The organism is Streptomyces sp. NPDC030862 (assembly GCF_055571835.1).
Genome location: NZ_JBVIEN010000001.1, coordinates 885369 through 911133 on the forward strand (window position 1 = coordinate 885369; position 25765 = coordinate 911133).

Consider the following 25765-nt stretch of genomic DNA (forward strand, 5'->3'; position numbering starts at 1 on the left):
GGTCGGTTCGGCCGCGAAGAAGATCACACCCTGTCATCTTCTTCCGGCCGCCGACTCGGCTTCTGGCTTGCCCAGTTGCGGCCCGCAACCGATAGCATCGCCGAAAAGCCGCCGTCCCCCGCATCCGCGCGGCATCATCCGCTACGAAGGTCATCCATGCCCCACAGCCAAACCTCTGCACCTCGCGACAGCCGATTTGGCGTGCGTATCGCTCGCGGAGCATCGCCGTGGCTTCTGCCGACCGTCGCCACCGCAGCACTCAGTCTTGCCCGCGCGCGCCGTTCCAAGCGTGCCGCGGCCATCGCCGTGCCCACCACCGCGCTCGCGGCGGGCATGCTGTGGTTCTTCCGCGACCCCGAGCGCGAGATCGCGCAGGGCAGGGTCATCTCGCCCGCCGACGGGGTGGTGCAGAGCATCATGCCGTGGAAGGACGGGCGCACCCGGGTCGCCATCTTCATGAGCCCGCTGAACGTCCACGTGAACCGCGCCCCGCTGGCGGGCACGGTGACGTCGGTGGAGCACATCCCCGGCGGCTTCGTGCCGGCGTTCAACAAGGAGAGCGAGAACAACGAGCGCGTTGTCTGGCACTTCGACACCGAGCTCGGTGACATCGAGATGGTGCAGATCGCGGGTGCGGTCGCGCGCCGCATCGTGCCGTACGTCCCGCAGGGGACCAAGGTCGAGCAGGGCGAGCGCATCGGTCTGATCCGCTTCGGATCGCGCGTTGACATCTACCTTCCGGAAGGTGTCGACGTCGCAGTCGAGGTCGGTCAGACCACGACCGCGGGGGTGACTCGAATTGACCGTGATTGATCCCGACACACGGGCCGACTGGGTGGCCGACGCCGAGGCGGACATCGTGGAGGAAGCCGAGGAGATGCCGCTGTCGCTGCGTCTCTCAATAGCGGACACCCTCACGCTGGGCAACGCCACGTGCGGCTTCATGGCGGTGTACTTCACCACCACCGGCATCCTGATCCCGCACCTCACCGGGAGCCAGGAGACCGGCATGGCGCGGCACAGCGCCGCCACGGCCGTGATCCTGATGCTCCTCGCGGCGATCTTCGATCTCTTCGACGGGCTGGTGGCGCGCAAGCTGCGCAGCTCGCCGATGGGCGCGGAGCTGGACAACCTGTCCGACCTGATCAGCTTCGGGCTCGCCCCGGCGTACTTCGTACTCGTGTACGGGATGGTCGCGGACGACGCCCACCAGAAGGTCTCGGCGGTGGCCGCGATCGTGGTGCTGCTGGCGGTGGTGCTGCGGCTCGCCAGATTCAGCTGCGTGACCATGAAGGACGGCATGTTCCAGGGCATGCCGTCCCCGTTCGGCGCGCTGACGGTCGTGTCGATCGTGCTGCTGGAGCTGCCGTTCATCCCGACGCTGCTGGCGATCATCGGCACGGCGTGGCTGATGGTCAGCCGGGTCGAGTACCCGAAGCCGCGGGGCATCCTCGCGGTGGCGATGCTCAGCTGGATCGTCGGGGCGATGGGTCTGCTGGCGGCGTGGGCGTTCGACGCGCCGGGCGGCCAGCTGCTGCTCCAGACCGGCTGCGCGCTGCAGGTCGTGCTGGGCGCGGTGATCCCCCTCTTCGCGACGGCCCGGCGGGTGAACACCTTCCGCGACAACCGGCGCGTGAGCCGCGAGGCGCGGGCGGCGCAGCTGCCGTAGTCCCCGTCGTACGGATGTGAGAAGGGCCCGGGTGCTTCCCCAAGCACCCGGGCCCTTCCGCTGTGCTCAGGGCCGGTCCAGGACCTTGTAGTAGTACGTCGTCGGGTGCGGGACGCCGTCGGGGGTGAGGGCGTAGCCGGGGATGGAGCCGGCCCGGGTCCAGCCCGCCTTCCGGTAGAGGCTCTCGGCGCCGCTGCCCGTCTCGGTGTCCAGCACCAGCAGGGTGCGGCCCTCGGCGGCGGCCGCGCGCTCGGCCGTCTCCAGCAGGCGGCGGCCCAGCCCCCGGCCCCGGGCCGCGCGGTGCACCAGGAGCTTGGCGACGTCGGCGCGGTGCGGCTGGTTGGGCAGGCCCGCCCGGACCAGGCTGATCGTGCCGGAGACCGTGCCGTCGGGCCCGTACGACGCCCAGACGGTCCGTACGCCCCGCTCGGTCTCCTCGGCGGCGCCGCGCCACCAGGAGGCCGCCTCCGCGGGGCTCAGCGGGGCGAGGAAGCCTACGGAGGCGCCGCCGTCGACGGCGTCGACCAGGAGCGCGGCGAGCCCCTCGGCCGCGTCGGCGTGGATCCGCCGTGCGGTGAGGGGCTCGATGCGGTGCTGCGGGTCGGGGTGATCACTCATGGGGCGAGCTTCACACGCCCGGGTTTCGGCGCGGTGACGGGGGCCTCCCCTCCGGTCAGCCGCCCGGGGTGAAGCCCTGCGCGGCCTCGGCGGCCTGCGGCTGCCGGACCACCCTGGCCCCGCCGGGCACGGTCTTGTCGGGCTGGAGGATGGCGCTCTGCCGGGACGACGGCGCCTTGGGGTCGGAGAAGTCGTGCGTCATGCCGAAGCCCGCGTCGTGGGCCTTCAGGGTCAGCAGGGCCCTGCCGACGCCCTCGCGGGTCAGGTCCTTGGCCGCGCACGCCTTCTTCAGGGCCTCGCCGAAGACCTGGGCCGCGGACCAGCCGGCGACGACGCCGTTGTCGAGGGAGTCCTTCGGGTAGGCGGCGCGGTAGTCCGCCACCAGCTTGCGGGCGGCCGGGGTGTCGGCGCCGATGGGCAGGCTGGGTGTGGCGACGTAGTACGCCTTCTGAAGCGCCGGCCCGGCCTGGGTGGCCAGCAGCTGCGGGGAGAAGGCCGAGTTGTTGCCGATGACCGGCACGGCGAGCTTCACGGCCGCGGCGACGCCCACGAAGGAGGCGGCCTGGCGCGGGCCCGTGCTGAGGAGGACCGCCTTGACCCCGGCCTGCTTGAGCGCCGCGACCTGCGCCGACATGTCGTTGTCGGTCGGCTTGACCTTCTGCTCGACGACCGTGAGCCCGGCCTGCCCGGCCATGTGCTGCGAGCCCTCGAGGGCGTTCTCGCCGTAGTCGCCCTCGAAGTAGACGTGGCCGAGCTTGTCGCCCTTCCGCAGGCCCTTCTCCTTCATCAGGAAGTCGACGGCGTTGATCGTCTCGATGTCGTACGTGGTGCCGATCACCCGGATGTGCGGGCTGCCGAGCAGCTCGGCCGACCAGGCCTGCGGCAGGACGAGCGCCTTGTCCCCGTCGATCCGCTGCTTGACGGCGGCCACGAACGGCGAGCCGATGAACTGCGGGAAGCCCAGCACCTTCGGCTCCAGCTCGGTGTACCCGGCGAGCGCCTTCTGCGGGTCGTAGCCGTGGTCGCGGACGGTGAGCTCCACGGTGCGGCCGCAGACGCCGCCCGCGGCGTTGAGCTGCGTGACGTACAGCTGCTGGGCCTGGGTGATGCTCTTGCCGAGGGTGGCGTACACGCCGGTCATGTCGGTGAGCGCGCCGAGCCGGATCGTCTCGGCGTCGACGCCCTCGCCGGTCTTCACGCCGTCGGCGCCGGCCGCGCCCTGCGTGCCGGTCTTCGCCTTGGAGCTGCATCCCGCGACTCCGGCGGTCAGGGCGACGAGCGCGGTGAGGGCGGCGGCGAGCCGCCGGTGTCTGAGCATGGTCATCGTTCCTCCGCTGGGGTACCTGAGGGTCGTACGGGACGCTTGGCGGCAAGGCCGGCCAGGCCGCCGGGCAGGAAGAGCACCACCGCGACGACGGCGGCGCCGTACAGGTAGCGCGCGGCCTCGCCCGGGGCGACGCCGCCCGTGCCGGGGGCGGAGACCAGGGGCAGGGCGTCGCTGTAGCGGTTCAACAGCTGCGGCAGCAGGGAGACGAAGACGCCGCCGGCCACCGCACCCGCCACCGAGCCGAGACCGCCGATGACGATCATGGCGAGGTACTCCAGCGAGAGGAGCATGCCGAAGTACTCGGGCACGGTCCGCTGGAAGACCAGCGCCAGCAGCACCCCGGCGAGCCCGGCGTACATCGACGACAGCACGAACGCCGCCGCCCGGTAGCGGGCGACCGGGATGCCCAGCACCCCGGCGGCGATGCGGTGGTCCCGGATGGCGTTGAGCGCCCGCCCGGGCCTGCCGCGCAGCACGCCGCGGGCGAAGAGGGCGGCGGCCGCGAGCAGCGCCAGTCCCAGGTACCAGAGCTTCTCGGCGGCGCCGAACGGGACCGCCGCGACGAGGAGCTCGGTGTCGTCGAAGGTGACGCCGAGGAGGCTGAGCGGCGGGACGGCGCGGCCGTTGAAGCCGCCGGTCAGGTCGTGGGCGTTGAACAGCACGTGCTGCCCGATGAAGATCAGGGCGAGGGTGGCGATGCCGAGGTACGCCCCGCGCAGCCTCCCCGCGATCGGGCTGAACAGCCCGCCGGCCGCGCCCGCCAGCGCCACCGCGCCGACGGCGGCGAGCCAGCCGGGCAGGCCGAGTCCGGCGAGCCCGTCGGTGCCGTCCCCCGCGAGGGCGCAGTAGCCGTACGCGCCGACGGCGAGGAAGAAGGCGTGCCCCATGGACAGCTGCCCGGTGGCGCCGGTGAGGAGGTTGATGCCGACGGCGCCGATCGCGGCGGCCATGGCGAAGAGGCCGGCCTGCAGCCAGAAGCGGTCGAGGTAGAAGGGCAGGGCGAGGAGGAGGGCCGTGGCGAGTACCCACGCGTACGTACGCGGGCGGGTGAGCCTCTTCGAGCGCCTTTTCCAGACGGTGTCAGACACGCGCGAGCTCCTTCGTCCCGAAGAGCCCCGCGGGGCGGATCAGCAGGACCGCGACCATGACGAGGTAGGGCGCCAGGTCGCCGATGCCGCGGCCGAGGAAGGCCAGGTCGCTCTGGTAGCCGGTGGCGAGGGACTCGGTGACGCCGACGAGCAGCCCGCCGACGAGCGCGCCGGTGGTGGAGTCGAGGCCGCCGAGGATGGCCGCGGGGAAGGCCTTGAGTGCGGCGAGGGAGGTGGAGCGCTCCAGTCCGGGTGTGGGGAAGACGGTGAGGAAGAGGGCCGCGACGGCGGCGAGGCCCCCGGCCACCGCCCACGCGCCGAGCGAGACCCGCCCGAGGCGTACGCCCATCAGCGCGGCCGTGGACGGGGACTCGGCGGCGGCGCGCATGGCGACGCCCCAGGAGGTGAACCGGAAGGCGAGCAGGAACGCCGTGATGAGCAGCGCGGCGGCGAGGAACGCGGCGATCCGCGTCTGGGCGAGGGTGACCGGGCCGAGGCTCACCACCGCGTCGCCCCACGGGTCGCCGAGGGCGAGCACGTCCGTACCGATGCGGCGGGTGAGCTCGGTGGTGAGGAGGATGTCCACGCCGATGGTGACGATGGCGAGGACGCTGTGGTCGGCGCCCCGGTGGCGGCGCATCACCAGGAACTCGACGGCGGCGCCGACGAGCGCGGCGCCCGCGATCCCGGCGGCGAGCGCGGGCCAGAAGCCGAGACGCTCGTGGAGCACGGCGGTGACGTACCCGCCCGCGAGGAGCAGGGAGGCGTGGGCGAAGTTGACGACCTCGGTGGCGCGGAAGATGACGACGAAACCGAGCGCGATGAGGGCGTAGACGGACCCGAGGGAGAGCCCGTTGAGCAGGAGTTCGGTGAAGGTGGTCACTCGGCGGTGTCCTCTCCGAGGTAGGCGCGGACGACGGCCGGGTCGTTCTGTACGTCGGCGGGGGCGCCGTCGGCGATGCGGCGGCCGAAGTCGAGGACGGTGACCGTGTCGGCGAGGCGCATCACCACGCCCATGTCGTGTTCGACGAGGACGATGGAGATGCCGAGGCTGTCGCGGACGCCCGCGATGACGGCGGCGGTGCGGCGGCGTTCGTCGGCGGTCATGCCGGCGACCGGCTCGTCGAGGAGGAGGAGCCTGGGCTCCATGCACAGGGCGCGGGCCAGTTCGGCGAGCTTCTGCTGCCCGTACGGGAGGGAGGCGGCCGGCTGGTCGAGCCGGTCGGCGAGTCCCACGAAGTCGGCGATCTCGCGGACGCGGGCGCGGTGGCGGGCCTCCTCGCGGGTGGCGGACGGCAGCCGGAGCCCGGTGGCGAGGAACCCGGCGCGGGTGAGGCGGTGGCGGCCGAGCATCAGCGCGTCGGCGACGGTGGCGCGGGGCGGCAGGGCCAGGTTCTGGAAGATGCGGGCGACGCCGAGGGCGGCGATGCGGTGCGGGGGCAGGCCGGTGAGCTCGTGGCCGTCGAAGCGGACACTGCCGGAGGTGGCGCGGTAGACGCCGGAGAGCACGTTGAAGGTGGTGGACTTGCCGGCGCCGTTGGGGCCGATGACGGCGTGGACGGTGCCGGGGCGGACGGTGAAGCCGACGCCGTCGAGGGCGGTGAGGCCGGCGAACCGTACGGTGAGGTCGCGGACTTCGAGGATGGTCACGCCCCCTCCCAGGGGGCCAGCCGCCGGGCGTGGGCGGGTGACGGGTCGTCGGCCGCCCGCTCGTCCACGACGCCGAGGTAGCGGCGGCGGATCTCGTCGGATGCGGCGAGCTCGGCGGCGGGTCCCGCGGCCGTGACCTCGCCGACTTCGAGGACGTACGCGTGGGTCGCGAGGCGCAGGGCGAGCGCGGCGTTCTGCTCGACGAGGAGGACGGAGGTGCCCTGGGCGTGGATCTCGCGGAGGGTGCCGGCGATCCGGGCGGCCATCAGGGGCGCGAGGCCGAGGGACGGCTCGTCGAGGAGGAGCAGGCGCGGGGAGGCCATGAGGGCGCGGGCGACGGCGAGCATCTGCTGTTCGCCGCCGGAGAGGAGGCCGGCACGCTGGCGGGCGCGTTCGGCGAGGACGGGGAAGAGGGCGTGGACGCGGCGCAGGGCTTCCGCCTTCGTGCCTCTGCTCGCGGCGAGGGCGCCCGCGCGCAGGTTGTCCTCGACGGTCATGCGGGCGAAGACCTGGCGGCCCTCGGGTACGTGGCACAGCCCGGCGGCGACGACCCGGTCGGGCGGCAGGCCGTGCAGGGGGCGGCCGGCGAAGGTGACGGTGCCGGCGGTGGCGGCGCCGCCGTGGAAGGCCAGCGTGCGCGACAGGGCCCGCAGCAGGGTGGACTTGCCTGCGCCGTTGCCGCCGAGGACGGCGACGACGGTGCCTTCCGGTACGTCCAGCGAGACGTCGCGCAGGGCCCGCACCTTGCCGTACCCGGCTGTCAGACCCCGCACCCGCAGGGCGGCAGCACTCATGGAACCCCCTCGATGCTTGTTCGGTGGCGCTCACCCCAGCACCGGGGCGGGTCCCCCGTCCACGTGGGCCGTCCGAATCGCTGCCGGTGCCCAGCGGGCGCGGCGGCGGGTTGTGCACGCGCACAACACCACGTGTCAGGGGCATGCCGGATGGGGTGCGGAGGTGGCATCCTCCGGCCATGGGAGCCCGTGGACCACGTACCGGAGACGACTGGAAGCTGCTCGGCCAGGCCTGTACGACGCTGCTGGAGCGGCTGCCGGAGCTGGTGGACCGGCACCTGCGGGAGTTGCACGCGCACTCCCCCGCGTACGAGCGGGTCATCGGCTACGACCAGCACTGGCAGGAGGCGCGCGACGCGATGCGCATCGGCATCGAGATGATCTCGGCGCCACGGGCCGCGCCGCGCCGCGACCTGGAGCACGCCGAGTGGCTGGGGCGGCGGCGCGCCGAGCAGGGGCTGCCGCTGGAGCTGGTGGTGCACGCCTACCGGCTCGCCGGGCACCTGGTGTGGGACGCGCTGCTGGAGGACGCGGGCGCGGACGCGGGGCGCCTCGCCGCGCTGATGCAGGCGGCGACGATGGTGTGGTCGGCGGTGGACGCGCAGACGGACACCGCGTCGGAGGCGTACCGCGTCACCGAGCGGGAGCTGCGGCGCCGTACCGACGAGCAGCTCCAGGCGCTGCTCGACGCCCTGCTGGACGGCGGCCGGTCGCCGGAGGTCTCGGCGCGGGCCGCGGCGGGCCTGGACCTGCCCGAGCGGGGGCGGTACGCCGTGGTGGTGCTGCGCACCGAGCGGCGGGACGTGGCGCACCGGCGGCTGGCGGGGCCGGGGCTGCGGTTCGTCTGGCGGATGCGGACGGACTGCGAGATCGGCGTGGTGTCGCTGGCGGACGGCACGGGGCTCGACGCCCTGGTGGAGCTGATGGAGGGCCGCTGCCCGGGCCCCGGCGGCGTCAGCCCGGTGGTGTCGGGCCTGACGGAGCTGGGCAGGGCGCGGCGCCTGGCGGAACTGGCGCTGCGCACCTGCCCGCCCGACGCCCCGTCCCTCGCCCGGCTGGACCGGCGGATGGCCGGGGCGCTGGTGGTCAGCCAGCCGGAGCTGGCGTCCCTGCTGGTCTCCGAGGTCCTGGGTGCGCTGCTGGACCTGGACCCGGCGGACCGGGCGGTGCTGCTGGAGACCCTCGACGTGTGGCTCGACTGCGAGGGCTCGGCGGGGCGGGCGGCGAGCCGCCTGTACTGCCACCGGAACACGGTCTTCAACCGGCTGCGCCGCCTGGAGCAGCTCACCTCGCGGTCGCTGTCGCGGCCGAGGGACCTCACGGAGATGACGCTGGCCCTGGACGCGTTCCGCCTGACGGCGGGGTGAGTACGCGGTTTGAGTACGTGTACTCATCGCCCGGCCCGGCGGGGTACCGACACTGGGAGCACACCGACGAGAAAGGCCCCCGCCGCCCATGCCGCCCTACTGCCGCACCCTCCCCTGCCTCGCCCTCACCGGCGCCGTCGCGGCACTGCTGCTGACCGGCTGCGCTTACCGGGAGCGGGTCTGCCTGCCCGACCACTACCCCGTGCTCGCCGTGAACAACTCGGGCGGCGACTGCGTCCCCGACGGCGAGGAGCCCGGGGAGGGCTGGGCCCGCTACCCGGAGGGCAAGGTCCCGGAGTACCTGAACGACGAGTGGGACCGCTACTGGGACGACAAGACCCTCGACGAGCGGGGCCGGATCGTCCCGCAGCCGACGGGCTGAAGGCCGAGGACCTCCCGGAAGTCGGCGAGCGCGGCGATCGCTTCGTCGTACCGGTCGGCGACCTCCCCCGGGTACGCCGCCGCCCCCGGGGTCCGGCGGATGCCGGTCCGGGGGCGGTACGCGTGCGGTGAGGGGTTACGACAGGAAGTCGCGGGCGATGTTCGCCGCCTGGCGTTCCAGCAGGGGTCCCGCCTCGGCGATGCACTTCGCCGTGTCCGGCTCCAGGTCCGTCAGCGGGTAGGCGCGGCGGATGCCGGCCCGGCCGAGGGCCTCGGGCTGGAGGGCGAGGCGGCCGCAGACCGCGACGACCTCGATGCCGGCGGCGCGGGCGGCCGCCGCGACACCGGCGGGGGCCTTGCCGTGGAGGGTCTGCTCGTCGAGGGAGCCCTCGCCGGTGATGACGAGGGTCGCGCGGTCGAGCGCCGGACCGAAGCCGAGGACGTCCAGCATGACCTCGATGCCGGCGCGGAAGCTCGCGCCGAGGCCGACCAGCGCGCCGTAGCCGATGCCGCCGGCCGCGCCCGCGCCCGGGGAGGCGGCGAGCTCGGTGGCCCGGGGGCCGATGGCGTCGGCGAGGACCTCGGCGAAGTGGGCGAGGGCCGCGTCGAGCTCGGCCACGTCCTCGGGCGAGGCGCCCTTCTGCGGCCCGTACACGGCGGGCGCGCCCTTCGGGCCGGTCAGCGGGTTGTCGACGTCGCTCGCGAGGACCAGCTCCACGTCCTCGAAGCGGGCGTCGAGACCCGACAGGTCGGCGGTCGCGAGGTCGCGCAGGGCGCCGCCGCCCGGGCCGACGGGCTTGCCGTCCGCGTCGAGGAAGCGGGCGCCGAGAGCGGCGAGCATGCCGGCGCCGCCGTCGGTGGTGGCGCTGCCGCCCACGCCGAAGACGATGGTGCGCGCGCCCGCGTCCAGCGCGGCGGCGAGCAGCTCGCCGGAGCCGTACGTGGTGGAGGTCAGCGGCGCGAAGACACCCTCGGGCAGCAGCTGGAGGCCGGAGGCCTCCGCCATCTCCACCACCGCCGTGGTGTCGCGCAGCGCGTACGCGGCGGTCACCGGCTCGCCGAGCGGGCCGGTCACCCGTACCTCACGCCGTTCGAACCCGGCCGCGACGGCGGCCGCGACCGTGCCGTCGCCGCCGTCGGCTACGGGCAGGGTCTCCACCTCGAGCCCGGGGACGACGTGCCGGAGCCCGGCCGTCACCCGCTCCGCGACCTGTACGGCCGTGAGCGAACCTTTGAACTTGTCAGCCGCGACGAGTACACGCGCGGCCTCAGTTACTGCTCCGTCCGTCACCCTTGCATCCCTTGCTATCGAACAGGCAGTCGCGCCGAGGCCGACCCTATCCGTACTCCCGGAGGCTGTGCCACCCCTGTCCGGCGTACGGACCCGCTGGTCAGGCCCGTGACCAGGGCCAGTGGGCCGCCCGCCCGGCCTCCAGCAGCGGCACCATCCGGAAAGCCGCGTCCGTCAGGCCGCCGAAGGTGTGCCGGTTGTCCCGGCCGGAGGGCGCATGGCCGGGGCGGTAGCCCGCGAGGTTCCACGTGTAGACCGGCACGTCCGCCGGGACCTGCGCCGGCGGGTCGCCGTAGTGGCTGTAGGTGGCCTGCTCGTCGGTGACGATCAGCACCCGGTCGTGGCCGCGGTAGTGCGCGCGTACGGCCTCGGTGGTGCGGGTGCCGCCCAGGTCGCCGAAGCGGTCCAGCACCTTCAGGACGGACTCGCCCGCGCGGTACTCCACGGGGCTGCTGGTGGTGCCGAACTGCACCAGGTCCGCGTCGGCGGCGCGCAGCGCCAGCGCCGTACCGAAGACGGCGGCCGCGTCCGCCCGGTTCAGCTCCGAGCGGGCGGACAGCGGCTCCCACATCGAGCCGGAGCGGTCGACCAGGACGAGGGTGCGGCCGGGCAGCGCCGGCACATTGGCCAGCGAGTGGCCGAGTGCCTGCTCCAGCGGGTAGGACCAGCGCAGCGAGGGCGCGTGCTGGTACGCCGCGAGGTAACGGAACGGGAACTGGCGGGAGGCGGCGACGGTCTCCGGGTCGGAGATCTTCGCCGCGACGCGCGCGGCGACCTCGTCGCTGACGCCCGCCTGGTCGAAGTTGCGCAGGTTGCGCAGGAGGGCCATCACGCCCATGGAGGGGATGACCGCCTCCCAGGCGGCCGCGTCCAGCGGGCCCTGGAGCCAGCCGGCGAGGGCCTCCCAGGTCATGCCCGCCTCGGCGAGCCGCTCGGCCCCGCCCGGCCCGGTGACCACGGCGCGGCGCTCGGCGACCGGCAGCTCCATCAGCGCCCGGTGGGCGGTGAGCATGCGGTGCGAGGCGGGCGGGAGCGCGGTCTCCGGGTGGTGGCGGCGGTCGAGGGCGTACCGGAACAGCTCGCCCTGCCACGGCTGCTTCGCCGGGTCGGGCGCGGCGTGCACGAGGTTGAGGATGTCGCCGAAGCGGTAGCCCTTGGCGGCCGTGTCGTACTTCAGCAGCGACCGGGCGGTGTAGAGGCACCGGACGGCGTCCGCGATGCCCCGCTTGACCGGCTTGGGCACGTTGCGCCCGTACCGGGAGGTCCAGTAGCCGAGGAGCTCGCCGGGCTCGTCGGCGCGCTGCAGGACGGAGGCGATGACCTGGCGGCCCGTGGGGCCCTCGGTGGCGCCGGCGTCGAGGCGTGCCTTGACGTACTCGGCGGCGCCGACGAGGGAGGCGGTCCGCAGGTTGCCCTCGCCGCGCAGCCAGCCCAGCAGTCCGGCGGTCCACTCGGGGTCCTCGACGGCGAGCGTGCGGACGAGCGCGGCGAACCGGTCGTCGCGGTCCTCGGCGGACTCGTAGAAGGTGTTCTGCGTGACGAAGTTGGCGACGGCCAGCAGGAACAGCTCGGAACGCGGGTCGCGCAGCACGCCGGTGCCACCCTGGTGGGTGGTGGCGCTACCGGTGGAGCGCACGGGCGAGACCGCGCGGGCCACGGCGGCCACGGCGGCCGAGGCACGGGTGTTGAAGCGGGCCATGATGTGGTGAATCCCCCCGAATTCGGTGGGGACGCGGCAGGGAGCACCGCCGCGCCTCCCGAGATCAAAGTGGCCGCGGCGTGCGTTCTCTACAGGAAGGAGCCGCGGTCCGGCGCACCGGGAGGTGCGTGACGTACAGGTGTCCAGAGATCAAGGCCGGCGGAACCGACAGTGGTGCTCTACCAACTGAGCTACACCGGCCGGAAAGCCGGTGACGGGACTCGAACCCGCGGCCGCCCCATTAACAGTGGAAGTAGGTCCTGCCTTCGCACCTGGACGTTGATCACTGTAGGCAGTCACCTGTTCGAGCGCCACGGATTAATTTCTGCGCACGGCCACGCTGTGCGCGGCCGGTTAGGCTGACGCCCGTGAGCACCGATTACGCGACGTACATCGCCGGTCTGCCCCGGGTGCTGGCCGGGGCCGCCGCGCTCTTCCGGGACGCGGAGGGGCGCGTGCTGCTCGTCGAGCCGAACTACCGCGAGGGGTGGACGCTGCCCGGCGGCACCATCGAGTCGGACGCGGGCGAGACCCCGCGGCAGGCGGCCCGGCGGGAGACGCTGGAGGAGATCGGCCTCGACGTGGAGCTGGGCACGCTGCTCGCGGTGGACTGGTCGCCGGGGCCCGGGCGGCCGCCGATCGTGTCGTACGTGTACGACGGGGGTGTGCTCAGCGGGGAGCAGTTCCGGGCGATCCGCCTCCAGGAGGAGGAGCTGATCTCCTGGAAGCTGGTGGAGCGCGCGGAGCTGCCGACGTATCTGCTGGGCGCGCTCGGTCCGCGCGTGCTGCACGCCCTCGACGCGCTGGCGGACGGCGGGGGCCCGGTGGAGCTGGAGTACGGGCGTCCGCCGCGCGCGAGGTAGCCGCTGACCTCCGTCGGAAAGGCGTTCGCGGGGGCGGACGGGTGCTGCTTACGCTCGCGGCATGACTCTCGTCGCGATCCTCAGCGGTGCCGGCATCTCCACGGACTCGGGCATCAGTGACTACCGGGGCCCGAACGGCCTGTGGCGGCGCGATCCGGAGGCGGAGAAGCTCGTCACGTACGCCTTCTACATGGCGGATCCGGAGATCCGGCGCCGCTCGTGGCGGATGCGCCGCGACAGCGCGGCCCTGCGGGCCGAGCCGAACGCCGCCCACCGGGCCGTCGCCGAGCTCGAGCGCACCCCCGGCTTCGCGGTGCGGGTGCTCACGCAGAACGTGGACGGCCTGCACCAGCTGGCCGGGATGCCCGACCGCAAGGTGCTCGAACTGCACGGCACCGCGCGGGCGGTGGTGTGCACCCGCTGCCATGCGCGCTCCTCGATGGCGGACGCGCTGGCGCGGGTGGAGGCGGGCGAGGAGGACCCGGCGTGCGAGGCGTGCGGCGGGATCCTGAAGTCGGCGACGGTGATGTTCGGGGAGCGGCTCGACCCGGTGGTGCTGGGCGAGGCGATGTCGATCGCCAAGGCGGCCGAGGTCTTCCTCGCGGTCGGTTCGACGCTCCAGGTGCAGCCGGCCGCCTCGCTGGCGGGCATCGCGGCCGAGCACGGGGCGCGGCTGATCATCGTGAACGCCGAGCCGACGCCGTACGACGCACTCGCCGACGAGGTCGTACGGGAGCCGATCGGCACGGCGCTGCCGGAGTTGCTGGGGCGGCTGCGGAGCTGAGGGGGGGCTCAGGTCAATGGGGCAGCGCCAGCAGGCGGCCCTCACCGACGAACGCGACCTCGCCGCCGACCTTCACCGAGTGGATGTGCTCCCCGTGGCCGTGCGCGCTGACCAGCATGCGGCTGGGCCGGCCGGTGAACCGTCCCTGCCGCAGGACCACCTCCTCACCGTCGCCGGTCCGGCCGTGGCGGCGCAGGTAGGCGGCGGCGCAGCCGGCGCCGCTGCCGGTGGCGACGTCCTCGGTGTGTCCGTCGTTGTTCCAGTGCCTGGCCTCCATGGCGGCCGCGTCGATGAGGTAGGCGTACTGGGCGCCGAGCCCGGCCAGCCGGGCCGAGAGGTCCGCGTCGATCCGGGCGCGGGCCAGTGCGCCGGGGCGGACCGGCAGGACGAGGTAGCGCAGGCCGGTCGACACGACCTCCGGCGGCAGGTCCGGGTCCAGGTCGCCGGCGTCGAGCGAGAACCACGACGCGAGGTCGTGCGCGACCGCGGCGTCAGCCGCGGCCGTCGCGGCCGGTCGGCCGAGGAACGCGGCCGGCCCCTGGTCCAGCACGCTGGTGTACCGCGTCGCCCCGCGCCGCCGCGTCGTGACCTCGACGGTGCGGGCCTTCAGCCGCAGCGACCAGGTCTCGCTGTCACCGGCGCCGTGCAGGGCGTGCAGGACGCAGGCCGCCCCGATGAGCGGGTGCCCGGCGAAGTCGAGCTCCTCGACCAGATCGAAGACCCGCGCGGTCCAGCCGCCGTCCACCACGTCGTCCGGAGCGAGGAAGACGGATTCGAAGTGCCGCAACTCCTTGGTGATCCGCTCCATCTGGCCACCGCTCAACCGGGCGGCGTCGGGGAAGACGGCGAGGCTGTTGCCGCTGTAGGGCCGGCTGCTGAAGACGTCGACGTGGAGATAGCGCATGCCCGTACGCGTTACCCCATCAGCACGTCGGGGTGCAGACCGCCCATGCAGACGGCTCCGTTCACGCCGAAGCCGCTGCCCGCGTTGCTGCTGAACCTGCCGGAGCCGATGGTGCCGGCCGGCTTCCAGCCGGAGTCGTACTCCCAGATGACCGCACTGACCGGCAGGTTGTTCACGTACGACGCTACGGAGTACATGTAGTACGGATAGCCTCCCAGGACGAAACACGCCTTGGTGCTGGTCGAGGTCAGCCGCAGGTCGTTGTAGTTGGGGCTGTTGTACAGGCACAGCTTTCCGGACGGGCAGCCGCCGACCGCAGCCGCCGGAGCCGTGGTGGCGGCGAGGCCGCCGACCGCCATCGCCAGCGCGCTCATCGCGAGAGTGGCCTTGCGAACCCATGCCATGTCGAGCCCTTCGTTGCTGCGAGGTGCACCCGGCGTGCCGCAGGATCATAAATTTGTTCGATCGCGGAAGGTGAGACGCCTCGATCGATCTGGCCGGAATCCATCCCTTGTCCCGCATCGCACGGCTTGATCTCGATGGCGGTTCCTAGAAGAGCGCGTCCGGCTCCGGAAGTCCGCTCTCGAACGCGAGCAGACGCTGCTTGCGCTCCAGACCGCCGCCGTAGCCGGTCAGGCCGCCGCTCGCGCCGATGACCCGGTGGCACGGGACGATGATGCCGATGGGGTTCTTGCCGTTGGCCAGGCCGACCGCGCGGGAGGCGCCGGGTTTGCCGAGGGCCACGGCCAGTTCGCCGTACGAACGGGTCTCGCCGTACGGGATCTTCCGCAGCTGCTCCCAGACGCTGCGCTGGAACGGTGTGCCGTCGAGGTGCAGCGGCAGGTCGAAGACGGTGAGCTCGCGCGCGTAGTAGGCGTCGAGTTGGCGGACGGCCTCGGCGAAGGGGCGCGGGTCCGGGGCGCCGAAGTTCTCCTCCGGGGGGCGGTGGCGCTGGTCGGTCATGTAGAGCCCGCTGAGGACCCCGTCGGTGGCGACGAGGGTGAGGAGGCCGTACGGGCTGTCGACCACGGTGTGCTGACGGTGCATCGGAGGGCTTCCTTCGAGTCGTTACGCGGGCAGGTGGTTGATCGGGTGGCTGTCGGTGGCCCACAGGTACTGGACGGCGTACGCGCGCCAGGGACGCCAGGCGGCGGCGCGTGCCGTCAGCGCGGCGGGGGTCGAGGGCAGGCCGAGCCCCGCTGCGGCGCGGCGGACGCCGAGGTCCGTGGGGAGGAAGGCGTCCGGGTCGCCGAGGGCGCGCATCGCGATGGCCTCGACCGTCCAGGGGCCGAAGCCGGGGAGCGCGGCGAGGCGGGCGCGGGCCTCGTCCCAGTCGGTGTCCAGGCCGAGCCGGAGCGAGCCGTCGGCGAGGGCGCCGACCAGGGTGGTGAGGGTGGCCCGGCGGCTACGCGGCAGGGCCAGGGCCTCCGGGTCGAGGGCGGCGAGCGCCTCGGGGCCGGGGAAGAGGTGCGTGAGGCCGCCCTCGGGGTCGTCGACGGGGGTGCCGTGCGCCGTGACGAGCCGTCCGGCGTGGGTGCGGGCGGCGGCGGTGGAGACCTGCTGGCCGAGGACCGCGCGTACGGCGAACTCGGCGGCGTCGACGGTGCGGGGGACCCGGCGGCCGGGGGCCTTGTCGACGAGGGGCGCGAGCAGCGGGTCGGTGCGCAGCTGGTCGTCGATGGCGACGGGGTCGGCGTCCAGGTCGAGCAGGCGGCGGCAGCGGCTGATGGCGAGGGTGAGGTCGCGCGGGTCGGTGAGCGAGAGGCGGCAGGCGATGTGGTCGGGGCGGGGCGCGAGCGCGACGATGCCGTGGCCGTGCGGCAGGGCGAGGGTGCGGCGGTAGGCGCCGTCGCGCCACTCCTCGACGCCGGGGACGGCGGTGGCGGCCAGGTGCCCGAAGAGGTTGTCGGGGTTGAGGGGGGCGCGGTAGGGCAGCCGCAGCGCGATCACGCCGGGGGTGTGGGGCGTCTTCGCCGCGCTGCGGGCGGCCCGGGCGCGCAGCTCGCTCGGGGCGAGGGCGAAGACCTCGCGGACGGTGTCGTTGAAGGTGCGGATGGAGGCGAACCCGGCGGCGAACGCCACGTCCGCCATGGGCAGTTCGGTCGTCTCGATGAGCAGCCGCGCGGTCTGGGCGCGCTGGGCGCGGGCGAGGGCAAGCGGTCCGGCGCCGAGCTCGGCGAGGAGCTGGCGCTCGATCTGCCGGGTCGAGTAGCCGAGCCGGGCCGCGAGCCCGGGCACGCCCTCGCGGTCGACGACCCCGTCCTGGATGAGGCGCATGGCGCGGGCGACGGTGTCGGCGCGGGCGTTCCACTCGGGAGATCCGGGGCTGGTGTCGGGGCGGCACCGCTTGCACGCGCGGAAGCCGGCCTGCTGGCAGGCGGCGGCGCTGGGGTAGAAGGTCATGTTCTCGGGCTTGGGCGGCACGACCGGGCAGCTCGGCCGGCAGTAGATCCGGGTGGTGACGACGGCCGTGAAGAACCAGCCGTCGAACCGGGCGTCCTTGGAGCGGACGGCCCGCACGCAGCGATCGGTGTCGGTGTGCATGGCGGTGTGCATGGTCCAAGCATTCAGCAGCGGAGCGCGCGGGGCTGGCGGGAATACGACACCATCCTCGCACTGCCTGCACGCTCGCGCGTCGCCTGCCCGGGGTCAGCTGCCGGCCCGGGTTGCTCGCCGCCCGGGCTACTCGTCGCCGGGTTACGTGTCGCGTACGCGGGCGGCGGCCAGCTCGGCCTCCCTGATCACGGTGTCGGTGTCGACGTCGACGAGCGCGCCGTGCGCCTTGCGCAGGCGGCCGTCCACGAAGACGTGGCTGACGTTGGGGGGCTGGCCGTTGAGGACGATCTGGCTGATCCAGTCGAAGCGGGGCGCGAAGTTCAGGGTGCCCGGGTCGAGGACGACCACGTCCGCGCGTTTGCCGGGGGTCAGGGAGCCGACGCGGTCGGCCATGCCGACGCACTCGGCGCCGCCCAGGGTCGCCATGCGCAGCACCGCCGGGATGGTGGGGTGTACCTCGGCGTCCTGGTGCAGGGCGCGCTGGAGTCCCACGGCCGCCTTCATCACGTTGAACATGTCGGAGGTGTCGTTGGTGCCGCCGTCGTGGCCGAGCCCGGCCTTCACGCCGCGCGCGTGGAGGGCGGGCAGGCGCATGATGCCGGAGGCGAGGCGCATGTTGCTGAGGGGGCAGTGGGCCACGCGGACGTCGTGCTCGGCGATGAGGGCGATCTCGTCGTCGGTGAGGTGGATGGCGTGGTTCATCAGCAGGTCGGGGCCGAAGGCCCCGGCGAGGCGGAGGGCGCCGATCGGGTCGTCCCTGCGGTCGACGGGGTGTTCGAGGACGTGAGAGTTGAACATCACCCCGAGGTCGCGGGCGATCTCGTGGAAGCGGCGCAGGCGGTTGACCGCGTACATGCCCGCGTGGACGGACACCTGCGCCGAGGCGAGCGGCAGCGGGTCGAGCAGCTCCTTCTTCACGCGGGGTACGAGGTCGGCGTGGGCCTCGCTCTGCATCATCGCGTAGACGAAGCGGAGCCCGGAGTCGTCGAGCGCCTGGACGTAGCGCTCGCTGGTGGCGTACGGGATGGGGTGGACCCAGTCGACGAGGGTGGTGACACCGGTTTGGAGCGCGTCGAGGGCGGCGAGGTGGACGAAGCGGTACATGTCGTCGGGGCCGATGCGGGCGAGGGTCGCGCTGTTGCAGTCGGCGAGCCAGCCGTACAGGTCCTGGGTGGAGCAGCCGCCGCGGATGCTGGACTGCCACAGGTGGTTGTGGATGTCGACGAACCCGGGCAGCACCATGCGGCCGGTCGCGTCGATCACGCGCGCCCCGGTCGGCGCGGCGAGCCGCCGGCCCACGGCGGCGATGGCGCCGTCGCGCAGGAGCACGTCGGCGTGGCGGAGGGTACCGAGGGTGCCGTCCCCGATGCCGGGGTCCATGGTGAGGACGAGCTCCGCGCCGCGGAGCAGGGTGGTGCGGGGCTGGTCGGGTCTCCGCCCTCCCTGCTGGGGCTGTCTACGGGGGACGGGGCGGGCGGCACCGGTCAGACCCGCCGTCACTCCGCCCATGAGGGGGACGGTGCCGAGACCGGCGAGGACGGTGCGGCGACGCGGGTGGCGGGATGCGGAGTGGGGGGACTCGGAGGAAGGGGAGTCGGCGGAGAGGGGTTCGGAGTGGGGGGATGCGGGACGGGGGGATTCCAGGCGGGGGGATTCCGTCATGGGGGTTATATCCCGCGTCGGCACCCCCCGGAAAAGCCCAATTCAGGCCGGGGGGCCGCGCCTTACCCGTCCGCGTGACGGCTGATGGCTAGAGTCGCGCGTGTGGCGGACTCGGACCTCGACTTTTTCACGAACCTGCTCGACTATCCGATGTACGTGGTGACGGCCGCGGCACACGGGGAGCAGGCCGGCTGTCTGGTGGGCTTCGCCTCGCAGTGCTCGATCCATCCGGTTCGCTTCATGGTGTGGCTGTCCACCGCCAACCGGACGTACCGGGTGGCCCGCCACGCGACCCATCTCGGTGTGCATCTGCTCGACCGCGAACAGCTCGGGCTGGCGCGGCTGTTCGGGAGCCGGACGGGTGACGACGACGTGGACAAGTTCGCGCGGGTCGCGTGGGAGGCCCGGCAAGGCGACACACCCGTGCTGCGGGACGCGCCCGCGTGGTTCGTGGGCCGGGTGCGGGAGCGGCTCGACGGCGGGGACCATGTGGGCTTCCTCCTGGACCCCGTGGAGGAATCGCCGTCGGCACCGGGCGGCCGGCCGCGCCCGCTGATGTTCGGCGACGCGAGGGGGCTGGAGCCGGGCCACCCGGCCTGAGTCCGTGCCCTCGGGTTTTTCTGGTCGGTGTTCCGAGCGGTGTCCTCGGCGTTCGCGGGTACGCGCGCTGGCGGGAGGACAAACCGGCGAAAGGAGACACCATGAAGGACTCCTCGATGAGGGCGGTGGGCTGGGCCAGGTCGTTCCCCATCACGGGAGGCGTCCGCGCGGGACGGCGCTGGGCGCGCGAGCACCTGGAGACCCTGGGGTGGACGGAGTACGCCGCCGAGACGGTCGACGACATCCTGCTCACCGTGTCGGAGCTGATCACCAACGCGCACGTCCACGCCCACAGCACCGCGCACCTCGTCCTGACGTGGGACAACCGCTGCCTGCACGTCAGCGTCCACGACTCCGGCGGCGGCGTGCCGACGCCCCGTTCGCCTGACACCACGTCACCGGGCGGTCGGGGCCTCGCGCTCGTCGACGCGGTCTGCGACCACTGGCACTCACACGCCCGGGAGGACGGGAAGACCATCACGGCGTGTTTCACTCCGCCGGGTCCGCCTTCCGCCGGACCGCGGGACGAGCGCGCGTGACGCGGGGCGCATGACGGCGGAGATCCGGGGCTGAGGGAACGCCCTCGACAGGGCAGCTCCGTTCGGTATGTCGCACATCGTTCGTAATTTTGTCAGGACCGTTGACGGCGCATTTCAGCCGGTCTACGGTCCCGTTCGAATTCACGAGCAGCATTCGTCATATCGAACATCCGGGGGCGCCGGGACGCGTCCCCGTGCCCAAGGAGCCGCTGCCCATGCCCGGACGTCGTCGTCACTCCCCCGGCCCGCGCGCCGCCCTCGCCGCCGCCGCGTGCGCCGCCCTGCTGCTGGGCCCGCCGCCCGCGGCGCACGCCGCGGACCACCGCACCGCACGCCACCTCGTGACGGGTTCGGTCACGGGTGACATCGAGGTCCACGACCCGTCCGCGATACGGCTGAAAGACGGCACGTACGTCGTCTACTCCACGCACCACGGCATCGAGGCGCGCACCTCCGCCGACGGCCGCCACTGGCGGCGGGCGGGCTCGGCCTTCCGCTCGACGCCCGCGTGGTGGCGCGCGTACTCCGCCGAGAGCGACCCCTGGGCGCCCGAGGTCCTCCACCGGGGCGGCACGTACTGGCTGTACTACGCCGTCTCGTCGTTCGGCTCCAACCACTCCGCCATCGGCCTGGCCATCTCCCCCACCGGGCGGCCCGGCACGTGGGAGGACCGGGGAGTGGTGTTCTCGTCCAGCACCGCGGACGACTACAACGCCATCGACCCGGCCATCGTCCAGGGCGGCGGCAGGCTGTGGATGTCCTTCGGCTCGCACTGGACCGGCATCCGCATGGTCGAACTCGACCCGCGCACCGGGAAGGCGCGGCCCGGCGCCCCGGTGCACCACCTGGCGACCCGCCCGGACGCCCCGTACGCCGTCGAGGCCCCGGCCATCGTCAAACGGGGCCCGTACTACTACCTCTTCGTGTCGTACGACCGCTGCTGCGCCGGCACCGACTCGACGTACAACATCCGCGTCGGGCGCGCCACTTCGCCCACCGGGCCCTACACCGACCGGGACGGTACGCCGATGACCGAGGGCGGCGGCGAGCTGCTGCTCGCCTCGCGGGGGCGGTACGTCGGGCCCGGCGGGCAGTCCGTCCTGCGCGAACCGGGCGGCCGGGACGTGCTCGTCCACCACTACTACGACGCCGAGGACGGCGGTGTCCCCAAGCTCGCCCTGCGCACCCTGCGCTGGGACGACGCCGGCTGGCCCTCCGTCGGCCGCTGACCGCCCGCCCTCCTCCTCCCTCCCCCGACTCCGAAAGGCCACCATGTCCCGCTCCGCCCCCGCCTCCGGTACCGCGCGCTTCACGCTGGACCCCGCCTTCACCGTGGGCGAGGTCAGCCCCCGGCTCTTCGGCTCCTTCGTCGAGCACCTCGGCCGCTGCGTCTACACCGGCATCTACGAGCCCGGCCACCCCAGCGCCGACGAGGCGGGGCTGCGCACCGACGTCCTGGAGCTGATCCGCGAACTGGGCGTCACCACGATCCGCTACCCCGGCGGCAACTTCGTCTCCGGCTACCGCTGGGAGGACTCGGTGGGGCCGGTCGAGGAGCGGCCGCGCCGCCTGGACCTCGCGTGGCGTTCCACCGAGACCAACCGCTTCGGGCTCAGCGAGTTCATGGCGTTCCTGCAGAAGGTCGGCCCGCAGGCGGAGCCGATGCTCGCCGTCAACCTCGGGACGCGCGGCGTCGCCGACGCCATCGCGCTCCAGGAGTACGCCAACCACCCTTCCGGCACGGCCCTTTCGGACCTGCGCGTGGCCCACGGCGACAAGGACCCCTTCGGCGTCCGGCTGTGGTGCCTCGGCAACGAGATGGACGGCCCCTGGCAGACGGGCCACAAGACCGCCGAGGAGTACGGCCGGCTGGCCGCCGAGACGGCGCGCGCCATGCGCCAGATCGACCGCGACGTGGAGCTCGTCGCCTGCGGCTCCTCCAGCCGGGCCATGCCGACCTTCGCCGCCTGGGAGGCGGCGGTGCTCCAGGAGACGTACGACCTGGTCGACTACATCTCCCTGCACGCGTACTACGAGGAGGTGGACGGTGACCGCGACTCGTTCCTCGCCTCGGCCGTCGACATGGAGTCCTTCATCGAGAACGTCGTGGCCACCTGCGACCACGTGGGCGCCCGGCTGAAGTCGCCGAAGCGGATCGACCTCTCCTTCGACGAGTGGAACGTCTGGTACATGAGCCGTTTCCAGGAGGAGGCGGACGCCAGTCCGCTGGACTGGCCCGAGGCGCCGCGCCTGCTGGAGGACTCCTACAGCGTCACCGACGCGGTGGTGTTCGGCTCGCTGCTCATCACCCTGCTGCGGCACGCCGACCGCGTCACCGTGGCGTGCCTCGCCCAGCTGGTGAACGTCATCGCCCCGATCATGACCGAGCCGGGCGGGCCGGCCTGGCGGCAGACCACCTTCTTCCCCTTCGCGCAGGCCGCCCGCCACGGGCGCGGCGAGGTGCTGGACGTACGGGTGGACGCGCCGCGCCACCGGACGGCGAAGTACGGCGAGGTGCCGCTGCTGCACGCCACCGCCGTACGGGACCCGGAGACCGGGGCCGTCACCGTCTTCGCCGTCAACCGGAGCCAGAGCGAGCCGCTGCCGCTCCGGGTCGCGCTCGGCGGGCTGGGCGTCGGCGGGGTCGTGGAGCACAGCGTGCTCGCCGACGCCGACCCGGACGCGCGCAACACCCTCGCCGAGCCCGAGCGGGTCGTCCCGCACGCGGGCGAGGGCGCCCGGGTGGCCGACGGCGTACTGGAGGTCACCCTCGAACCGCTGTCCTGGACGATGCTCCGGCTCGCCTGACCCCGTCCCCTGTCCCCCGTCCCCCAATGTCCCGTTCCCGAGAGACGAGCTTCATGAGACCACCTCACCTCAGCCGGCGCGGCGCCCTGGCAGCGGCGGCCGCCGCCACGGCCGCCGCGCTGGCCGGCGGCTGTGCCGCACCCTCCGCCGCGGCCGGGGGCCGGACCCGGCTGCGCTTCTGGCACCTGTTCGGCGGCGGCGACGGCGTCACCATGCAGGCCATGCTCGACGCCTTCCGCGCCGAACACCCCGGGATAGCCCTGGAGGCGGCGACCCTGCAATGGGGTGCCCCGTACTACACGAAGCTCGGCATGGCGGGGGCGGGCGGCCGCGCCCCCGAGCTGGCCGTCCTCCACCTCGCCCGCCTCGCCGGGTTCGCCCCCGGGCGGCTGCTCGACCCCTTCGACCTGGACCTGCTCGGCGAACTCGGCGTCCGCGCCGCCGACTTCCCGTCCGACATCTGGCGGCGCGGCCAGGCCGGCGGCAAGCAGTACGCCGTACCGCTGGACACGCACCCGCTGGTCCTCTACTACCAGACCGAGGTGTGCGAGAAGGCGGGCCTGCTGGAGGGCGGCGGTGACCGGCGCACGCTCAAGCCCCTCCGCAGCGCGGCCGAGTTCGCCGACGCGCTGCGGGCGGCGAAGAAGGCCACCGGGCAGCCCGGGCTCGTCACGGAGACCCTGGGTCCGGACTGCATCACACCGTGGCGGCTGTTCGCCACGTTCTACTCGCAGACCGGCGGCCGGGTGCTCTCCGAGGACGGCAGGCGGCTCGTCCTGGACGATGCCAAGGCGCTGACGGTGCTGGAGTTCATGGCCCGGCTCGTCGAGGAGGGGCTGTGGGTGCGGCGCGCCGACTACGCCGCGGCCGTCGGCATCTTCAACGGCGGGAAGACCGCGTTCCACCTCAACGGGGAGTGGGAGGTCACGTCCTTCCGCATCACCGGTCTGAAGTTCTCGATGACCCGGGTCCCGGGGCTCTTCGGCCGGCCCACCGCCCAGGCCGACTGCCACGCCTTCGTCCTGCCGCACATCGCGGGCCGGGGCGGCGCCCCCGACGAGGCGGCGCACACGCTCGTCGCCTGGATGCTGAAGCACTCGGTCGCCTGGGCGCAGGGCGGGCACGTACCGGCCTACCTGCCGGTGCTGGACGACCCCGCGTACCTGGCGCTGCACCCGCAGTCCGCGTACCGCGACGTGGTGGACGACGTGGTGCTCGACGACCCGGCGTGGTTCACGGGCTCCGCCTCCCGCATGTGGATCGAGCTGGGCGGCGTCTTCTCCGGCGTCCTCACCGGGTCCCGCACGCCGCGCGCCGCACTGACCGAGGCCAAGCGGCGGCTGCGGCGCCTCCTCGACACCCGCGACCCCCTCTCCGGAGCGGCCTCATGAGCACCGTCAGAGTGAGCCGCCGCTGGACCGAGCACGGGCTCGTGTTCGTGGCGCCCTTCCTCGCCGTCTACGGGCTGTTCCTGGTGTGGCCGCTGGTCTCGGGCGTCGGGATGAGCCTGACCAGCGAGAACATCACCGCGTCGGGCGCCGCGTTCGTGGGCCTGGACAACTACGCGGAGGCGGTGCGGGACCCCGCGGTGTGGTCCTCGCTGTGGAACACGGTGTGGTTCACCGTGCTGTCCACGGTGCCGCTCGTCGTCGTGGGCCTGGGACTCGCGCTGCTGGCGCACCAGTTGCGGGTGGTGCAGTGGCTGTGGCGGCTGAGCTGGTTCGCGCCGTTCCTCCTGCCGTCCGGCGTGGTGTGCCTGCTCTTCGCGCAGATGATCTACCCGTCGGGCTTCGGGCTCGCCGACCAGCTGCTGGCCTCGGCCGGCCTGGAGCCGGGCATCGGCTGGCTCACCGACGAGCGCTACGCGATGCTCTCCATCGTCCTGACCACCGTGTGGTGGACCGTCGGCTTCAACTTCCTGCTCTACCTCGCCGCCCTCCAGGCCATCCCGCTCCACCTGTACGAGGCGGCCGAGCTGGACGGCGCGGGCGCGTGGCGCCGGTTGTGGCACATCACGCTGCCGATGCTGCACCGGACCACCGGACTGGTCGTCGTCCTCCAGGTGCTGGCCTCGCTGAAGATCTTCGACCAGGTGTACCTGATGACCGGCGGCGGCCCGGACGACTCCACCCGACCGATCCTCCAGTACGTCTACCAGCAGGGCTTCACCGGTTACCGGATCGGCTACGCGTCGGCGGTCTCCTACCTCTTCTTCGCCCTGATCCTGACCGTCTCCCTGGTGCAGCCGTGGCTGTCCCGGCGACGCCGAGCCGAGGAGGCCGCCACGTGAGCGCGCCCGCCGTCCCCCGCCCCCGTACCCGCTGGTCCGCGGGCCGGACCGCCCTGTTCGCCGTCGGGCTGCTGCTCGCGGTGGCGTGGCTGCTGCCGCTCGCCTGGGCCGTCGCCACCTCCCTCAAACCGGAGGGCGAGACGACGCGCACCCCGCTGGAGTGGTTCGGCTCCACGGTCACCCTCGACGCGTACGCCAAGGTGTGGGAGTCCGGCGACCTGCTGCGCTGGACGCTCAACTCCGCGTACGTCTCCGTGATGACGACCCTGCTCACCGTGGTGCTGTGCGCCATGGCCGCGTACGGCTTCACGCGCACCGACTTCCGCGGCCGGAAGCTGCTGTACGGGCTGGTGCTCGCCGGCATCATGGTCCCGCCGCAGGTGCTGATCGCACCGCTGTTCGCGGAGATGGTGCAGCTCGGGCTCGTCGACACGTACTGGGGCGTGATCCTGCCGCAGGTGGCCGTGCCGGCGATGGTCTTCATCCTGGTGAAGTTCTTCGACGGCCTGCCGCGCGAGCTGGAGGAGGCCGCCTTCGTCGACGGGGCCGGGCGGTGGCGGGTCTTCTGGACGATCGTGCTGCCGCTGTCGCGGCCGGTGCTGGCGGCCGTGGCCGTCTTCACCTTCATCTCCACCTGGAACAACTTCCTCTGGCCGTTCCTGGTGACCACCGACCCGAACGGCATGACGCTGCCCGTGGGACTGGTCAACGTCCAGTCGTCGTTCGGTGTGCGCTACGCGCAGATCATGGCGTCCGTGGTGATCGCCGGACTGCCGCTGCTGGTGATCTTCATGCTGTTCCAGCGGCAGATCGTCCGGGGCATCGCGCACACCGGCCTCGCCGGCCAGTGACGCCGCCTCACCCATCCCCCTCAA

General features: G+C 73.2%; 26 protein-coding genes and 1 tRNA gene. 13 read left to right on the forward strand and 14 right to left on the reverse strand.

The features are described 5' to 3' along the window. Positions 1–156: 156 nt before the first annotated feature. Together ACZ42X_RS04050 and pssA are read left to right on the forward strand one after the other, a co-directional pair. Positions 157–813: a phosphatidylserine decarboxylase gene (locus ACZ42X_RS04050; protein WP_355363238.1), complete on the forward strand. Its 657-nt coding sequence runs from the start codon at positions 157–159 to the stop codon at positions 811–813. Then, on the forward strand, positions 806–1669 hold the full coding sequence (gene pssA / locus ACZ42X_RS04055) for a CDP-diacylglycerol--serine O-phosphatidyltransferase (protein ID WP_355363306.1): 864 nt from the start codon (positions 806–808) through the stop codon (positions 1667–1669). The genes ACZ42X_RS04050 and pssA overlap by 8 nt, the downstream gene beginning before the upstream one ends. 66 nt (positions 1670–1735) lie before the next feature. Here pssA and ACZ42X_RS04060 read toward each other — a convergent pair whose 3' ends face one another. Genes ACZ42X_RS04060 through ACZ42X_RS04085 form a run of 6 tightly spaced genes read right to left on the reverse strand, consistent with a single transcriptional unit; the run spans position 1736 to position 7146 of the window. Then, positions 1736–2287 (reverse strand): GNAT family N-acetyltransferase, encoded by a 552-nt coding sequence (locus ACZ42X_RS04060; protein WP_468284001.1) that lies wholly within the window; start codon positions 2285–2287, stop codon positions 1736–1738. A 55-nt stretch (positions 2288–2342) separates the two neighbouring features. Then, entirely contained in the window at positions 2343–3611 is a 1269-nt protein-coding gene (locus ACZ42X_RS04065; RefSeq protein ID WP_468284003.1) for an ABC transporter substrate-binding protein, read from the reverse strand. Continuing rightward, positions 3608–4702: a branched-chain amino acid ABC transporter permease gene (locus tag ACZ42X_RS04070; protein WP_468284005.1), complete on the reverse strand. Its 1095-nt coding sequence runs from the start codon at positions 4700–4702 to the stop codon at positions 3608–3610. The genes ACZ42X_RS04065 and ACZ42X_RS04070 overlap by 4 nt, the downstream gene beginning before the upstream one ends. Then, the gene (locus tag ACZ42X_RS04075) at positions 4695–5585 is read right to left on the reverse strand and encodes a branched-chain amino acid ABC transporter permease (RefSeq protein ID WP_468284007.1); all 891 of its coding nucleotides are present in this window, start codon (positions 5583–5585) and stop codon (positions 4695–4697) included. The genes ACZ42X_RS04070 and ACZ42X_RS04075 overlap by 8 nt, the downstream gene beginning before the upstream one ends. Beyond that, on the reverse strand, positions 5582–6352 hold the full coding sequence (locus ACZ42X_RS04080; RefSeq protein WP_468284009.1) for an ABC transporter ATP-binding protein: 771 nt from the start codon (positions 6350–6352) through the stop codon (positions 5582–5584). Before ACZ42X_RS04080 ends, ACZ42X_RS04075 begins: the two co-directional genes overlap by 4 nt. Beyond that, positions 6349–7146 (reverse strand): ABC transporter ATP-binding protein, encoded by a 798-nt coding sequence (locus tag ACZ42X_RS04085; protein WP_468284011.1) that lies wholly within the window; start codon positions 7144–7146, stop codon positions 6349–6351. Before ACZ42X_RS04085 ends, ACZ42X_RS04080 begins: the two co-directional genes overlap by 4 nt. 179 nt (positions 7147–7325) lie before the next feature. On the opposite strand from ACZ42X_RS04085, the gene ACZ42X_RS04090 reads away from it, so the two are divergent. Both ACZ42X_RS04090 and ACZ42X_RS04095 read left to right on the forward strand, forming a co-directional pair. Beyond that, entirely contained in the window at positions 7326–8513 is a 1188-nt protein-coding gene (locus ACZ42X_RS04090) for an RsbRD N-terminal domain-containing protein (RefSeq protein WP_468284013.1), read from the forward strand. Between the two features lie 88 nt (positions 8514–8601). Further along, complete coding sequence (locus tag ACZ42X_RS04095) at positions 8602–8895, forward strand: SCO0607 family lipoprotein (protein ID WP_468284015.1); 294 nt, start codon at positions 8602–8604, stop codon at positions 8893–8895. 135 nt (positions 8896–9030) lie between these two features. On the opposite strand, the gene ACZ42X_RS04100 is transcribed toward ACZ42X_RS04095, so the two are convergent. From ACZ42X_RS04100 to ACZ42X_RS04110, 3 genes are all read right to left on the reverse strand, one after another. Further along, positions 9031–10185, reverse strand: coding sequence for a glycerate kinase (locus ACZ42X_RS04100; protein WP_468284017.1), 1155 nt, complete (start codon positions 10183–10185; stop codon positions 9031–9033). A 100-nt stretch (positions 10186–10285) separates the two neighbouring features. Continuing rightward, positions 10286–11884, reverse strand: a complete 1599-nt coding sequence (locus tag ACZ42X_RS04105; protein WP_468284019.1) for a TROVE domain-containing protein — start codon at positions 11882–11884, stop codon at positions 10286–10288. Positions 11885–12093: 209 nt separating this feature from the next. Next, positions 12094–12163 (reverse strand) — tRNA-Asn (locus tag ACZ42X_RS04110). An 89-nt stretch (positions 12164–12252) separates the two neighbouring features. Here ACZ42X_RS04110 and ACZ42X_RS04115 point away from each other — a divergent pair. Together ACZ42X_RS04115 and ACZ42X_RS04120 are read left to right on the forward strand one after the other, a co-directional pair. Beyond that, a complete protein-coding gene (locus tag ACZ42X_RS04115) occupies positions 12253–12747 on the forward strand; it encodes an NUDIX domain-containing protein (protein ID WP_468284021.1) in 495 nt (164 codons plus the stop codon). Between the two features lie 61 nt (positions 12748–12808). Beyond that, the gene (locus ACZ42X_RS04120; protein WP_468284023.1) at positions 12809–13531 is read left to right on the forward strand and encodes an SIR2 family NAD-dependent protein deacylase; all 723 of its coding nucleotides are present in this window, start codon (positions 12809–12811) and stop codon (positions 13529–13531) included. A gap of 13 nt (positions 13532–13544) precedes the next feature. Here the strand turns inward: ACZ42X_RS04120 and ACZ42X_RS04125 are convergent, their stop codons facing one another. The 5 genes from ACZ42X_RS04125 to ACZ42X_RS04145 all read right to left on the reverse strand — a co-directional run bounded on the left by ACZ42X_RS04125 (position 13545) and on the right by ACZ42X_RS04145 (position 18500). Further along, positions 13545–14435: a PhzF family phenazine biosynthesis protein gene (locus tag ACZ42X_RS04125; protein WP_468284025.1), complete on the reverse strand. Its 891-nt coding sequence runs from the start codon at positions 14433–14435 to the stop codon at positions 13545–13547. An 11-nt stretch (positions 14436–14446) separates the two neighbouring features. Continuing rightward, positions 14447–14839, reverse strand: a complete 393-nt coding sequence (locus ACZ42X_RS04130) for a peptidase inhibitor family I36 protein (protein ID WP_468284027.1) — start codon at positions 14837–14839, stop codon at positions 14447–14449. Positions 14840–14984: 145 nt separating this feature from the next. Further along, the gene (locus tag ACZ42X_RS04135; protein ID WP_468284029.1) at positions 14985–15482 is read right to left on the reverse strand and encodes a methylated-DNA--[protein]-cysteine S-methyltransferase; all 498 of its coding nucleotides are present in this window, start codon (positions 15480–15482) and stop codon (positions 14985–14987) included. Positions 15483–15503: 21 nt separating this feature from the next. Continuing rightward, positions 15504–16979, reverse strand: coding sequence for an AlkA N-terminal domain-containing protein (locus ACZ42X_RS04140; RefSeq protein ID WP_468284132.1), 1476 nt, complete (start codon positions 16977–16979; stop codon positions 15504–15506). Between the two features lie 153 nt (positions 16980–17132). Beyond that, a complete protein-coding gene (locus tag ACZ42X_RS04145) occupies positions 17133–18500 on the reverse strand; it encodes an amidohydrolase family protein (RefSeq protein WP_468284031.1) in 1368 nt (455 codons plus the stop codon). Positions 18501–18737: 237 nt separating this feature from the next. On the opposite strand from ACZ42X_RS04145, the gene ACZ42X_RS04150 reads away from it, so the two are divergent. From ACZ42X_RS04150 to ACZ42X_RS04180, 7 genes are all read left to right on the forward strand, one after another. Then, complete coding sequence (locus ACZ42X_RS04150; RefSeq protein WP_468284033.1) at positions 18738–19253, forward strand: flavin reductase family protein; 516 nt, start codon at positions 18738–18740, stop codon at positions 19251–19253. A gap of 101 nt (positions 19254–19354) precedes the next feature. Next, the gene (locus ACZ42X_RS04155) at positions 19355–19792 is read left to right on the forward strand and encodes an ATP-binding protein (protein ID WP_468284035.1); all 438 of its coding nucleotides are present in this window, start codon (positions 19355–19357) and stop codon (positions 19790–19792) included. A 215-nt stretch (positions 19793–20007) separates the two neighbouring features. Beyond that, positions 20008–21021: an arabinan endo-1,5-alpha-L-arabinosidase gene (locus tag ACZ42X_RS04160; protein WP_468284037.1), complete on the forward strand. Its 1014-nt coding sequence runs from the start codon at positions 20008–20010 to the stop codon at positions 21019–21021. Between the two features lie 43 nt (positions 21022–21064). Next, the gene (gene arfA / locus ACZ42X_RS04165; RefSeq protein ID WP_468284039.1) at positions 21065–22600 is read left to right on the forward strand and encodes an arabinosylfuranosidase ArfA; all 1536 of its coding nucleotides are present in this window, start codon (positions 21065–21067) and stop codon (positions 22598–22600) included. A gap of 53 nt (positions 22601–22653) precedes the next feature. Further along, a complete protein-coding gene (locus tag ACZ42X_RS04170; protein WP_468284041.1) occupies positions 22654–23991 on the forward strand; it encodes an extracellular solute-binding protein in 1338 nt (445 codons plus the stop codon). Then, positions 23988–24890 carry a carbohydrate ABC transporter permease gene (locus ACZ42X_RS04175; protein ID WP_468284043.1) on the forward strand — a complete coding sequence of 301 codons (903 nt, stop codon included), beginning with the start codon at positions 23988–23990 and terminating at the stop codon, positions 24888–24890. Before ACZ42X_RS04170 ends, ACZ42X_RS04175 begins: the two co-directional genes overlap by 4 nt. Then, the gene (locus tag ACZ42X_RS04180; protein WP_468284045.1) at positions 24887–25741 is read left to right on the forward strand and encodes a carbohydrate ABC transporter permease; all 855 of its coding nucleotides are present in this window, start codon (positions 24887–24889) and stop codon (positions 25739–25741) included. The genes ACZ42X_RS04175 and ACZ42X_RS04180 overlap by 4 nt, the downstream gene beginning before the upstream one ends. Positions 25742–25765: the final 24 nt, after the last annotated feature.

Excerpts from the sequence above, each read along its gene's own strand:
- ACZ42X_RS04050 (WP_355363238.1), top strand. The coding sequence starts at position 157 with ATGCCCCACAGCCAAACCTCTGCACCTCGCGACAGCCGATTTGGCGTG.
- ACZ42X_RS04060 (WP_468284001.1), bottom strand. The coding sequence starts at position 2,287 with ATGAGTGATCACCCCGACCCGCAGCACCGCATCGAGCCCCTCACCGCA.
- ACZ42X_RS04065 (WP_468284003.1), bottom strand. The coding sequence starts at position 3,611 with ATGACCATGCTCAGACACCGGCGGCTCGCCGCCGCCCTCACCGCGCTC.
- ACZ42X_RS04085 (WP_468284011.1), bottom strand. The coding sequence starts at position 7,146 with ATGAGTGCTGCCGCCCTGCGGGTGCGGGGTCTGACAGCCGGGTACGGC.
- ACZ42X_RS04090 (WP_468284013.1), top strand. The coding sequence starts at position 7,326 with ATGGGAGCCCGTGGACCACGTACCGGAGACGACTGGAAGCTGCTCGGC.
- ACZ42X_RS04095 (WP_468284015.1), top strand. The coding sequence starts at position 8,602 with ATGCCGCCCTACTGCCGCACCCTCCCCTGCCTCGCCCTCACCGGCGCC.
- ACZ42X_RS04105 (WP_468284019.1), bottom strand. The coding sequence starts at position 11,884 with ATGGCCCGCTTCAACACCCGTGCCTCGGCCGCCGTGGCCGCCGTGGCC.
- ACZ42X_RS04120 (WP_468284023.1), top strand. The coding sequence starts at position 12,809 with ATGACTCTCGTCGCGATCCTCAGCGGTGCCGGCATCTCCACGGACTCG.
- ACZ42X_RS04125 (WP_468284025.1), bottom strand. The coding sequence starts at position 14,435 with ATGCGCTATCTCCACGTCGACGTCTTCAGCAGCCGGCCCTACAGCGGC.
- ACZ42X_RS04130 (WP_468284027.1), bottom strand. The coding sequence starts at position 14,839 with ATGGCATGGGTTCGCAAGGCCACTCTCGCGATGAGCGCGCTGGCGATG.
- ACZ42X_RS04135 (WP_468284029.1), bottom strand. The coding sequence starts at position 15,482 with ATGCACCGTCAGCACACCGTGGTCGACAGCCCGTACGGCCTCCTCACC.
- ACZ42X_RS04140 (WP_468284132.1), bottom strand. The coding sequence starts at position 16,979 with ATGCACACCGACACCGATCGCTGCGTGCGGGCCGTCCGCTCCAAGGAC.
- ACZ42X_RS04145 (WP_468284031.1), bottom strand. The coding sequence starts at position 18,500 with ATGGGCGGAGTGACGGCGGGTCTGACCGGTGCCGCCCGCCCCGTCCCC.
- ACZ42X_RS04150 (WP_468284033.1), top strand. The coding sequence starts at position 18,738 with ATGGCTAGAGTCGCGCGTGTGGCGGACTCGGACCTCGACTTTTTCACG.
- ACZ42X_RS04155 (WP_468284035.1), top strand. The coding sequence starts at position 19,355 with ATGAAGGACTCCTCGATGAGGGCGGTGGGCTGGGCCAGGTCGTTCCCC.
- ACZ42X_RS04160 (WP_468284037.1), top strand. The coding sequence starts at position 20,008 with ATGCCCGGACGTCGTCGTCACTCCCCCGGCCCGCGCGCCGCCCTCGCC.
- arfA (WP_468284039.1), top strand. The coding sequence starts at position 21,065 with ATGTCCCGCTCCGCCCCCGCCTCCGGTACCGCGCGCTTCACGCTGGAC.
- ACZ42X_RS04170 (WP_468284041.1), top strand. The coding sequence starts at position 22,654 with ATGAGACCACCTCACCTCAGCCGGCGCGGCGCCCTGGCAGCGGCGGCC.
- ACZ42X_RS04175 (WP_468284043.1), top strand. The coding sequence starts at position 23,988 with ATGAGCACCGTCAGAGTGAGCCGCCGCTGGACCGAGCACGGGCTCGTG.